Annotated in this window: 11 protein-coding genes; 7 read left to right on the top strand and 4 right to left on the bottom strand. The window is 60.9% G+C overall.

What is annotated here, in order from left to right:
• Positions 1-5 precede the first annotated feature (5 nt).
• Positions 6-1,451, bottom strand: coding sequence for an NAD(P)-dependent oxidoreductase (locus HOC_RS05585; protein WP_035536603.1), 1,446 nt, complete (start codon positions 1,449-1,451; stop codon positions 6-8).
• A 255-nt stretch (positions 1,452-1,706) separates the two neighbouring features.
• On the opposite strand from HOC_RS05585, the gene HOC_RS05580 reads away from it, so the two are divergent.
• Together HOC_RS05580 and HOC_RS05575 are read left to right on the top strand one after the other, a co-directional pair.
• Entirely contained in the window at positions 1,707-2,555 is an 849-nt protein-coding gene (locus HOC_RS05580; protein ID WP_035536600.1) for an undecaprenyl-diphosphate phosphatase, read from the top strand.
• Positions 2,556-2,652: 97 nt separating this feature from the next.
• Positions 2,653-3,213, top strand: a complete 561-nt coding sequence (locus tag HOC_RS05575; protein ID WP_035536598.1) for a DUF2383 domain-containing protein — start codon at positions 2,653-2,655, stop codon at positions 3,211-3,213.
• 267 nt (positions 3,214-3,480) lie between these two features.
• Here the strand turns inward: HOC_RS05575 and HOC_RS05570 are convergent, their stop codons facing one another.
• The gene (locus HOC_RS05570) at positions 3,481-4,470 is read right to left on the bottom strand and encodes a complex I NDUFA9 subunit family protein (RefSeq protein WP_035536720.1); all 990 of its coding nucleotides are present in this window, start codon (positions 4,468-4,470) and stop codon (positions 3,481-3,483) included.
• A 333-nt stretch (positions 4,471-4,803) separates the two neighbouring features.
• Between HOC_RS05570 and HOC_RS05565 the strand changes: the two genes are divergently transcribed.
• Genes HOC_RS05565 through HOC_RS05545 form a run of 5 tightly spaced genes read left to right on the top strand, consistent with a single transcriptional unit; the run spans position 4,804 to position 9,048 of the window.
• On the top strand, positions 4,804-5,958 hold the full coding sequence (locus tag HOC_RS05565) for a DsbA family protein (RefSeq protein WP_035536595.1): 1,155 nt from the start codon (positions 4,804-4,806) through the stop codon (positions 5,956-5,958).
• A 21-nt stretch (positions 5,959-5,979) separates the two neighbouring features.
• Positions 5,980-6,450 (top strand): DUF1330 domain-containing protein, encoded by a 471-nt coding sequence (locus tag HOC_RS05560; protein ID WP_051624561.1) that lies wholly within the window; start codon positions 5,980-5,982, stop codon positions 6,448-6,450.
• Positions 6,447-7,535, top strand: coding sequence for an MBL fold metallo-hydrolase (locus HOC_RS05555; RefSeq protein WP_035536592.1), 1,089 nt, complete (start codon positions 6,447-6,449; stop codon positions 7,533-7,535). The genes HOC_RS05560 and HOC_RS05555 overlap by 4 nt, the downstream gene beginning before the upstream one ends.
• Positions 7,532-8,146, top strand: a complete 615-nt coding sequence (locus tag HOC_RS05550; RefSeq protein WP_035536590.1) for a TetR family transcriptional regulator — start codon at positions 7,532-7,534, stop codon at positions 8,144-8,146. The genes HOC_RS05555 and HOC_RS05550 overlap by 4 nt, the downstream gene beginning before the upstream one ends.
• Positions 8,143-9,048, top strand: coding sequence for a formylglycine-generating enzyme family protein (locus HOC_RS05545; RefSeq protein ID WP_084146149.1), 906 nt, complete (start codon positions 8,143-8,145; stop codon positions 9,046-9,048). The genes HOC_RS05550 and HOC_RS05545 overlap by 4 nt, the downstream gene beginning before the upstream one ends.
• Positions 9,049-9,052: 4 nt before the next feature.
• On the opposite strand, the gene HOC_RS05540 is transcribed toward HOC_RS05545, so the two are convergent.
• The gene (locus HOC_RS05540; RefSeq protein ID WP_035536587.1) at positions 9,053-10,717 is read right to left on the bottom strand and encodes a sulfatase; all 1,665 of its coding nucleotides are present in this window, start codon (positions 10,715-10,717) and stop codon (positions 9,053-9,055) included.
• Between the two features lie 12 nt (positions 10,718-10,729).
• On the bottom strand, positions 10,730-11,716 hold the full coding sequence (locus HOC_RS05535) for a haloalkane dehalogenase (RefSeq protein WP_035536584.1): 987 nt from the start codon (positions 11,714-11,716) through the stop codon (positions 10,730-10,732).
• Positions 11,717-11,789: the final 73 nt, after the last annotated feature.

Genomic DNA, 11,789 nt, shown 5'->3' with positions numbered 1-11,789 from the left:
TCGTCTTACTCCGCCGCCACTTTCGCGGCCTTATCGGCCGCCTTCATTGCCTTGTGCATTGCCTCGGCCGCATCGCGCCCATCCTTGATGGCCCATACCACGAGTGACGCACCGCGGACGATATCTCCCGCCGCATAGACGCCCGAGAGGCTGGTCTCCATGGTCGCATAGTCGACGCGAACAGCGCCCCAGCGGTTCACGGTCAGCGCAGGCTCGCCGAACAGGACGGGCAGGTCTTCGGGGTCAAAGCCCAGCGCCTTGATCACCATGTCGGCTTTAACGTCCATCGTCTCGCCCGTCTTGACCGGGCTCTGGCGACCGGATGCATCCGCCTCGCCAAGCTTCATCTTCGCAGCGCGCACGGCTTTCACCTTGCCGGCCTTGGTGTCGAGGATGGCTTCCGGTGAAGCAAGCCACTCGAACACGACGCCTTCTTCTTCGGCATTCGCAACTTCGCGCTGGCTGCCTGGCATGTTGGCACGGTCACGCCGATAAAGACAGGTCACCGACTTGGCGCCCTGCCGGATCGCCGTGCGCACGCAGTCCATGGCCGTGTCCCCACCGCCAATCACGACAACGCGCTTGCCATCAGCATTCAACGTGCCGTCATCAAATTCTTCGACTGCGTCGCCAAAGCTCTTGCGATTGGAAGCGGTCAGGTAGTCCAGCGCGGCATAGACGCCGCTGGCCCCAACGCCGGGGCATTTCAGATCCTTGGCTTGATAAACGCCTGTCGCAATCAGCAGCGTGTCATGCGTCTTGCGCAATTCCTGAAGCGTCACATCCTGGCCCACGCGCGTGTTGAACTTGAACGCAATGCCGCTGTCTTCCAGATGCTTGATCCGGCGCGCAACAACCGGCTTTTCAAGCTTGAAGCCCGGAATACCGTAAACCAGCAGTCCGCCCCCACGATCATAGGCATCATATACAGTGACCTGGTAGCCCTTGCGGCGCAGCTGCTCAGCCGCTGCAAGGCCACCGGGGCCTGCGCCGATAATGCCGGCAGACTGCGCGCGCTCGCGTGGCGGCACGATGGGCTTCACCCAGCCTTTTTCCCAGGCCGTGTCGGTGATGAATTTTTCCACTGACCCGATTGTCACGGTGCCATGGCCCGATTGCTCAATGGTGCAGATGCCCTCGCAAAGACGGTCCTGCGGGCAGATGCGGCCGCATATTTCCGGCATGTTATTGGTCGCCGAAGACACTTCCCAGGCTTCTTCAAGGCGCCCTTCAGCGGACAATTTCAGCCAGTCGGGAATATTGTTGGAAAGCGGGCAACCCTGCTGGCAGAACGGCACGCCGCACTGCGAACACCGCGCCGCCTGCGCGCCAGCTGCCTTGAGGCTGAACTCCGAATAGATCTCTTCGAAGTCCGTCGCGCGCGCATCCGCGGCGCGCTTGGCCGGCATGGACCGCTCGACCTTGGTAAACTGCAGCATTTTCTCGGCCATGCAGACCTCCCACTAATCCGTCCGGTCATCTACAATGATGAGGACAGGCACCACAAGCAGGAATTCCATTATTACGTATCGTTATGATATTTTATAGCCGATTTCCAATTCAATGTGGATCGTTTGCAGATCCCATTCTGACCTTTAAATATTGATATGATATATCTATCAAAAGGGTGCCGTTCTTAAAAAACTGCGCTAGATGAGGAAAGCCATGCTGGCCGGTCCGGGGCCGCACCATGTGAAGAGGCCGTCATGTCCCTGCTCCAGCTCATCATTATCGCGACGCTCCAGGGCTTCACGGAATGGCTGCCGATCTCCTCTTCAGCGCATGTCCTGTTGGCATCAGGCTATTTCGGCCTCGAAGGCCATGACGAGCTCCTGATCAATGCCGTCTCCAATCTCGGCACGCTTGCCGCCATGCTTCTCTATTTCCGCAAGGATGTCGCCGGCGCCATCGTGGGCGGGTTCGAACTGGTCGCAGCGCCCGTCACCCGCAAGCCGCTATCAAAAGGTGCCCGTCTTGCGCTTTGCATTATCGTGGCGACGCCTGTCGCGCTGGCCGTTGCTGCTGGATACGAGAAGCTCCTTCCCGAAGATCTGCAGGCAACCCTGCGCGGCCCGGCGACCGTCGCTGGCGCCACCATCATATTCGGCGCCCTCCTATGGTGGGCGGATGTGAAAGGCGGGCGCGAGCGCAAGGAAGAGGACATGACCCTCCTTCACGCCTTCCTTATCGGCGCAACGCAGGCCGTCGCCGCCATCATCCCCGGCACCAGCCGCTCCGGTATCACCATGACGGCCGCCCGCGCGCTCGGCTATGAGCGTTCCGAGGCGGCGCGATTTGCCATGCTCATCGGCGCGCCGATCCTGGCGGCTGCAGGACTCTACGGCGCACTCGGCCTGATGGGAGAGCCTGCTGGCGGCGTCGTAACGCTGCAGGACGGCATGATCGTCGCGGGTGTCGCCTTTATAACCGGCCTCGCTTCGATTGCCGCCCTCATGGCCATTCTCCAGCGCATGAGCTTCCTGCCCTTCGTGCTTTATCGCTTCGCGCTCGGCATTGCACTTATCCTCATGTCTCCAGCCATCGGACTGTTCTAGCAAACCCGGGATAAGGCGGCCGCCAGCAGCCGCCACCGCAACCTTTCGGCCTGGCGCGGATTAGTCACGCACCAGACACTTCCGGAAAGGAAACCCCATGAGACTCCATATTTATGCCCTTACAGCCATTGCTGCTCCGCTGGCCCTCGGCGCATGCGCCAATGCCGGCCTCACCAATTCAGAAAAAGCCATGGCATCGGAAAGCACGGCCGAAGCGCCATACCTGAAGACCGAAGTCAACGAACTGAACAAGCTCACATCCATCTATATAGACGCGGCTGCACTCTATAAGCAGGCTGCCGATATTCCGGACAAAAACAATGGCCTGAAAGAAATGCTGCTCGAGCTGCACGACTATCGCAATGGCGAGCGCGAAGTCATCCAGGATCGCGTCATCGCCCTCGGTGGCGACCCGGCAACGATAGGTGAAGCCCTCGGCACCGGCCACCGCACATTCACCGCGCTTCGCACAGCGGTCGACAACGACTCCGAAGTTGCGATTGAGGAAGTGCTACGCGGTGAAGAATACATCCGCGACGAACTCGCCAAAACCGCCAAGACAGATCTGACGCCTGAATCAGCGGCGCTGATCAAGAAGCTTCAGGTGTCGGTGAATGCCGAGATCAAGAAACTTGAAGCGAAAGACAAGGCCATCTAGGCCAGCTTCCCTCACATTGCCGACAGAGGCCGCCCCTGCATAATGTATGTTGGGGCGGCTTTTTTTACATTCCGCGCAAGACAACACGCAGCCCAGTGGTGGATCCCCCTGCCGCGTGCCATCCCTCCTGCATCGTGCGTCCCCAGACGCGTGCGGAGACCCTCATGTCGCGCAGCAATACGGCACGCATGACGGCGTCTATCGGGCATTTTGCGGGCATTTTTGTTCGGATTACATTCAGGTTAGACGCGCTATGGCGCCGCCTGCTCAGGCGTCCGCGGGCTTGCTGAACTCGCCATAGGGCCGGAAGCGCCAGAGATAGGTCGGCGCAATCGATTCAACCGATTCAAGGTGCGTGAGACCGAGGTCCGCCGCCGTCAGCGCGCCCTCCGCCACGACATTATCCGTCTTTAGCAATTCGACCTGATCGCCCGTGATCAACGGCTCGCCCAGCATTCCCCACGAGAAAGGCGGGATGTAGCGCCAGACAGCCCCGGCAATATAGCCGAGCGGACGTGCGAGGAAGAAAGGCAGCGAAATCTTGAAACGGCGACGATCAACCAGTTTCAGGACAATGTCGTAGATCTCGTTGAACGTGTAGGCGCGTGGACCACCTAGCTCATACGTGTTCCCAGCGGCGCCTTCAGAATCAACCGCCAGCGCAATCGCTTCGGCGACGTCGCCAGCGTAGATGGGTTGAACCCGCGTCTTGCCGCCACCGATGGCAGGCAGCGCAGGCGAGAAGCGGGTCATCTGGGCAAACTTGTTGAGGAAGCCGTCTTCCGGACCAAACACGACAGACGGGCGAAGAATCGTGGCGGATGGCAGGGCTTCGCGAACCGCATCCTCAGCCTCAGCCTTGGTGCGCGCATAGTCTGACTTGGACTCTACGTCTGCGCCGATGGCCGAGACCTGCACGAAAGTCCTGATGCCTTTTTCTGCGGCGACTTCAGCCAGCAGGGCCGCGCCATCGCGCTGCGCGGATTCAAAGCTCTGCGGCCCGCCTTCGAACAGGATGCCGACAAGGTTCACCACGGCGACAGCACCGTCCAGCGCGCGCTCGATTGAGGCCCTGTTGCGAATATTGGCCTGGCAAAGGTCGATCCAGCCGGGCGCGCCGGCAAGGCGCACATCCTGCGCCGTGTTCATATGGCGGCAGGCCACCCGGACCCGGTAGCCCTTTTCCACGAGCGTCCGCGCCGCATAACGCCCGATAAAGCCCGAGCCACCGAATACCGTCACCAAACCCTTGGTCATGTCACGCTTCTCATCTGCCGGCCGAGCCGGAATTGCCGTTGTCGCCTTTGACCATAGCCGCCCGGTCATGTCCATGCGGCAAGAACTCAATCCGGCACGTCCGGGCTGGTTGCACGCGCACTGGGCAAGAGACCCTTTCATTTCGTCGAGAGTGGCACCCGCATCAGTCGCAGCGCGGCCTTTTTATCGCTTGATGTCCAGAAGTTTTCGGCCGACCGTTGCAGGCCCGCGCACATTATGGCAGACAGGGTGCCATAAGATTTGCAAGTGCCGGGCGTAAGGAGCAAACATGTCGAAGTCGCCCGTAATCACTGCACAACGCGAGCAGATCCCATGTCGTTAAAAACAGCCTTTGTCTCACGGGTCGCAGAAAAGCTTACGGGCGAGGAGCGGCTAAATAAGAAGCGCGCCGAGGTTGAGCGCGAGCGCCGCGCCCGCAAGCTGCCCCACATCGTCGAATACTTCCATCAGGCCGACGACCCCTACTCGCATCTCGCAGCCCAGGTCCTCGGACAACTTGTCGAGCGATATGATATCGAGCTGCGGCTCAATCGCGTTGGCGCACCACCGGACTGGGCTGCCCCGGAACGCGAGCGCCTCGAAGCATACGCAATCATCGATGCCGAACGCCTCGCTCGCAAGGCCGGCCTCGAAACCGGTGAGCACGGCCTGCCGACAACGCCAACCGATGTGCGCACCGGCATCGGCGATGCAAGACGCGAAGCCCTCGGCCACTATCTCGGCGCCATGTTCTACTATGGCGGCGAATGGTATTGGGGCATCGACCGCCTTCACTATCTGGAAGCACGCCTCACCGAACTCGGGGCCCGTCGTCCGGGCCACGGAACCGGGCCAATCTATGCCCCGCCTGTTGTCCCGGCCCATCCGACCGGCAATACCCCGACGAGCTACACGCACTTCGACTTCTACCTGTCATTTCGGAGCCCCTACACTTACGCCGCCGCGAAACGTGCCAAGGCCCTCGCCAATGCCTATGGAACAGAGCTGAAACTGCGCTTTGTCCTGCCCATGGTCATGCGCGGCCTGCCGGTTCCCAAGATGAAGAGCCGCTACATCACACAGGACACGGCCCGCGAAGCCCACCGGCTTGGCATCCCCTTCGGTCGCATCGCTGACCCTGTCGGGCGCCCCGTGGAACGCGGCTACTCACTGATACCATGGGCGCGGGAACAGGGACTCGGTTTTGAATTCTGCCACACCTTTCTCGAAGGCGTCTGGTCACGCGGAATAGATGCAGGCTCCGACAAGGGCATGCAGCAAATCGTCGAAACCGCAGGGCTCGACTGGGCTCAAGCGCGCGACGTCATCGACAATGATGACTGGCGCGCGGAGGCGGAAGCCAACCGCGCCGAGATGATGGATCTCGGCATCTGGGGCGTCCCGAGCTTCCGTGCAGGCAATATTATTACGTGGGGCCAGGACCGGCTCTGGGTGATCGAAGAAGAATTGAGGCAGCCGGAGAGCTGACCCATCAGGGAGGACGACGCGATGCAGGTTACCAATGAAGTGCTGCCAACGGATCCGGCGCGGATCATGGCCATGATGGAGAAAGGACCAGATGGTCCGATCTTCATGGTCAACCTGCTCAAGTTCAAGGACAAGGCAGACTATGAGGATGGTCGCGCCACCGACCTGTCCGGTCGCGATGCCTACATGATCTATGGCCGAGCCGTGACGGACCTGCTGCCCAAGTTTGGCGGACGGGGCCTGTTTGCTGGCGACGTGACTTTCCTGGCGCTTGGTCAGGTCGAGGAGCTCTGGGACGAGATTGCCATCGCCATGTATCCTGACCGCGCCAGCATGGTCCGCATGTCACTGTCCGATGAATGGCGCGAGATTTCCGTTCACCGCGCGGCAGGCCTGAAGGGCCAGCTCAATATCGAGACCGTCGCCCCGCAGAACGGCGGAGACTCACCTTTCCTTGCAGCACTGACCGCTGGCGAAGGGGCTGCATCATGAAATGGTTCCTTCGGACTGCCGCAGGCCTCGCCGGGCTGCTGCTCATCGCCCTTATTGGATTCCAGGTCTTCAAGACGCAGATCGCCATGGCCGCGTTCAAGCAGGCCGTCGGGGAGAATGTCGGCCGAGATGCCAGCGAAACCCTGCCCGACGGCCTGCATGTCTTCGTCTGCGGTGCGGGAACGCCCATGCCCGACCCGATGCGTGCCGGACCCTGCCTTGCCGTTCTCGCCGGCAAACGTGCATTCGTTTTTGATGCCGGCTCAGGTGGTTCTCGTAATCTGAACCGCATGGGCTTTCCGCTCGGAAAAACCGAGCGCGTCTACCTGACCCATCTTCACTCCGACCATATGGACGGCCTGGGCGAACTGCTGATGCAGGTCTGGGTGAATGGCGGGCGCGATGAGCCCCTTCCCGTGTCGGGCCCGCGCGGCGTCGATGAAGTCGTTGATGGCTTCAATGCCGCCTATCGTATCGACGGCACGTTCCGCACGGCGCACCATGGATTGGACATCGCAAACCCTGCGGGACGCGGCGGCGTAGGCGAAACCATTACCCTGCCGGCAGGTCCTGGGTCTCAGGCGGTAGTGCTCGACGAGGATGGCCTGAAGATCACCGCCTTCGCCGTCAGTCACGCGCCTGTCGAACCCGCCTTCGGTTACCGTATCGACTATAAGGGCCGCTCCGTGGCCTTTAGCGGCGATACGATCTACAGCCCGAATCTGGTTGGCGCATCCAAAGGCGTCGAGGTGCTTTTCCATGAGGCGCTCGACCCTGAAATGGTGGGGGTGATGCATGAGGCCGCTGTCGCCCACAATGTGCAGGGCATCCCGCAGATCCTGGATGATATCCTCACCTATCATGCCACGCCGTCAGATGCAGCGCGCTCTGCCACCGAAGCCGGCGCTCGGCAGCTGGTCTTCTATCATACGATCCCGCCGCTTCCGTCGCACCTTCTCAACGCGCTTTTCGTCCGGGACGCAAAAAACATCTTCAAGGGAAAAATAACTGTCTCGGAAGACGGCATGGTGTTCAGTCTGCCAGTTGACAGTGACGCGATCACACAACACGACGGCTTCAAATGAGCACACCAAAAGTCACGCCCTTCCCGGCCCCGCAATCCACCGAGGATTCCTCTGACGGGCGCCGGCTCCGCAGCGAGCGTAGCCGCAGCCAGATCATCGACGCCCTGTTCGGTCTCATCCGCGAAGGCGACATGAACCCGAGCGCGGCGCGGGTCGCCGAACGGGCCGCCGTCGGTCAGCGCACCGTGTTCCGGCACTTTGAGGATATGGACAGCCTGTTCGGCGAAATGGCAGAGCAGATACAGACGGAAGTCATGCCGATCGTGCTGGCGCCCTATGCCTCAAGTGACTGGCGGGAACGGCTGAGCGAACTCGTCAAGCGGCGGTCGGATGTCTTCGAGCGGATATTTCCCGTGCGGGTGTCGGCCAACCTGCGGCGGTTCCAGTCCCGCTTCCTGATGGATGAATACCGGCGTGGCATCATGTTCGAGCGCCAGACCCTGAAAGCCATCCTGCCAGCGGAGATCCTCGCCGAGGCCGGGCTTCTGGATGCCCTCGATGTTGCGACCGGCTTCCATACCTGGCGCCGCATGCGACAGGACCAGAACCTCTCGCAGCAAGACGCGACGCGCGTGATGATGCTGATGGTCGAGCGCCTGATCCGGGAATGATCAGGCGCGCTCCGCTGCTCGTGATCTTCCTCACTGCAGCCTGCGGCGGGGATAAACAGGCCACGACGTCCGAAGTGACCTGCGGGCTCCCCCCATCATCCATCGGCCAATTTGTGGACGTTCCCGGCGGGAGCTTCACCAAGGGCGCCAGTCCCGTCTACAATGAAGAGGCGCCGACACTTGCCCTTCATGTCGCCCCCTTTGCCCTTCAGGTACACGAGGTCACCAATGACCAGTTTGCCGCCTTTGTTAACGCCACGGGCTATGTCACAGACGCCGAGAAAAGCGCAGCCGCCGGCGGGCCTGAAGCCGGGTCCGCTGTATTCGACCTACCCGATGGCGCATCGGCGCGCATAGACCCATGGCGACTCGTGCCAGGAGCCACATGGAGATCCCCTGCCGGTCCAGGCTCCTCCCTCACGGACAAAGGCGCCTGGCCGGTCGTACATGTGTCAGAGCACGATGCCGCCGCCTATGCCAGCTGGGCGGGCGGACGTTTGCCGACGGAAGTCGAATGGGAATATGCGGCGACCCGCGGCCTGCCTGATCCGATGGATTCCCAATCAGGCGCCTATGACGGCGAAGATCACCCGGTCGCCAATACGTGGCAGGGTATCTTCCCCGTCGCGAATACGCAGGCCGACGGCTTTGCCGGCGCTGCGCCTGTCGGTTGTTTCCCACCAGACAAGGCCGGTCTCTATGACATGATTGGCAATGTCTGGGAGTGGACCGACACGCCCTATGCCGCCGGATCCCATACGCTCAAGGGCGGCTCTTATCTCTGCGCCGACAATTTCTGCCGCCGCTACCGCCCCGCCGCGCGGCAGCCGCAGGATACGGATTTCTCATCCATCCATATCGGCTTCCGCATCGCGAAAGACATTCCGCCCGCAACCGAATGATCGATCAGTTCGGCCACCAGACATATTCGTCGCCCGGCTCAACCCTGTCCGCTTCGGTCTTGTCGATCGCAATGGGCGATTCAATCGTATACGGATAGAGCGGCGCAACGGCGCCGGAATGGTGCTTGTCCAGCAGGCCCTGCAACTCCGCCAGCTTGTCCGGGCGACTGTCTGCCAGATTGTCCTGCTCGGTCGGGTCAGTGGCCAGATCGAACAGCCAGTTCTTCTCCTGCCGCCCGTCGACCTGCAGCTTCCAGTCACCCGCTCGCACCACATGATAATAGCCGCTCTGCCAGAACAGGGCGTCATCAGGGTGTGAAATCGTGCCCGTCCCGGTCGCTACAGGCAGCATGTCCCGTCCATCGATCTCCACGCCTTCCGGCAGGCTCGCGCCCGCAGCGGCCGCCAGCGTCGGCATGACATCAATATGCGCCACAGGGGTGTCGACCTGCGTACCCGCAGCAATCCTCGCAGGCCACTTCAGGAACATCGGTACACGGATACCGCCTTCAAACAGCGTGATCTTCCAGCCGCGATAGGGCTGGTTGATTTCAGGCAGGCCGATATAGCCAGCCCCGCCATTATCGCTTGAAAACACAATCATCGTATTGTCCGCGAGGCCCTCTTCTTCCAGCTTCGCCATTATCTCGCCGACGCTACGGTCCAACGCGTGTAACATGGCCGCATAGACGCGCAGCCGCTCTGGCTCGATATCGCCCACGGCCTCATAGTCTGCCCTCGTCGCCTGCAGCGGCGTGTGAACGCCCCAATGTGCGAGATACAGGAAGAAAGGGCGGTTCTTGTTGGCCTCGATCACTTTCAGGCTTTCGTCCGTCCAGTAATCGGTGAGATAGCCGCCCGGTTTAAACCAGTCGCCCATATTGAAAGATGCGGCAAACTGCATCCTCGCCCAGAGGAACTTATCGATCGGGTCAAAGTCGAGTTTCGCATTCACTACATCAGGGTCGTCTTCCGGCAAGAAAAGCCCGCTCGCCATCAGCAGGCTCTCGTCAAAGCCCTGCGCGTTCGGATTTGATTCCGCGCTCCGGCCGAGATGCCACTTGCCGATATGGACCGTGTGATAGCCCTTGTCCTTCAGCACTTCAGCAATCGTCACTTCCTGGCCCGGCAAGCCCATTTCCGCAAAGGGCACAGCGTCATCGGCGCCGTCGCGATTATAGTCGACAGCCGGCAGCGCGCCGCGATCCATGTCGTTGGCAAACATGGAGACGATCCGGCCCATGCCCGGCGGCGTCGGAGTGAACTCGAATCCTGTCCGTGTCGGATAGCGACCCGTCATCAGCATCGCGCGGGAAGGCGCACAGGTACCATTGCCCGCATAGGCCTGCGTGAACAGGGCGCCATCAGCGGCCAGCTTGTCGATGTTCGGTGTCGGCACTCGGCCACCGGCGACCCCGCCACCAAACGTGCTGAGGTCATTGATGCCAAGATCATCGACAAGGATGAAGATGATATTCGGTGGGCGCTCTGCCGCCGTCTCGCTCGCCACCGCCGGTCCCTGGTCCCAGTCGATCGCCCTATTCGGCGCAACATCCGTCCGGCCCGTATGCGTCGCCACATAAAGGATGATCGCCTTCTTGTTCAGGAAGGCGACCCCGCCTGCCACCACGACAATAGCCAGCGCGCCAAGAACCAGTTTCTTCCACATGTAATCAGCCTCTCAGGACGCTTTCATGAATGCGATAATTTCGCGGGCGAACGCGTCAGGCGCGTCTTCCTGCAGGAAATGTCCACCGCCCTCTATCGTCACATTCTTGACGCCCGGTATCCGCGCCATAAACGGCGCTTCACCGCCCTTGGTCACAGGGTCACCATCGCTGAACGCGGTCAACACCGGCTTTCCGCATGTTTCCAGCACTTTCCAGACGGCATCATTCTTGAGGCGTTCGTCCTTGTGCTGCGGCAGCAAGGGAACGAGCGCCGGAAACTTCCGTGCCCCGGCAATGAAGCTGTCATCCGGAAATGGCGCACAGTAGCCATCCAGCACATCCTCATCCGAGATGTCCGACAGCAGCCCGAAAACATCGCGCACCGAAAAGCTCGGCGACTCGCTCGCATATTTTACCCAGTAAAGAAACGCGCCCGGTCCGCCATTGCGGAACTGTTCGCCCACCATCGCCGCATCCGGCACAGGCACCATGGCAAACATCTGCGCCATCATGGCCGACACATCATCCGTCAGCATGCTTGTTCCCGGCAGGCCTGTATTGGCAATCACCAGCCGGTCGAACCGGTCCTGGTTGTCGCCGAACACGCGCAGGCCAATCAGGCCGCCCCAGTCCTGGCAGACAAGCGTGAGCCCGTTCAGGTCGAGCCCTCTCAGCCACTGGTTCATCCAGTCGACATGGGCCGAATACGTATAGTCGTCCATCGCCGCCGGCTTGTCTGACTTGCCAAAACCGACAAGGTCCGGCGCGATCACGCGATAGCCGGCCGCCGTCAGGAGCGGGATCATCTTGCGGTAAAGGTAAGACCAGGACGGCTCGCCATGCATGCAGAGCAATATCGGCGCATCGCGCGGCCCCTCATCCAGGTAATGTACGCGCAGCTCGGTCCCGTCCTCTGCCTTCACGACATGATAGTGCGCCGCAAAGGCATAGTCCTTCAGCCCGTCGAAACACGCCTCAGGTGTCCGTAATACCTCCACCTCGTAACCTCCCGTTTTTTCTAGACGTATTCTATTGGCACGATTACTGTCAATAGATTGACTTGCCCTTGAG

This window comes from Hyphomonas oceanitis SCH89 (assembly GCF_000685295.1).
Lineage (GTDB): Bacteria > Pseudomonadota > Alphaproteobacteria > Caulobacterales > Hyphomonadaceae > Hyphomonas > Hyphomonas oceanitis.
Note: the sequence above shows the minus strand (reverse complement) of the source record. Positions and strands in the feature narration are given on the sequence as shown.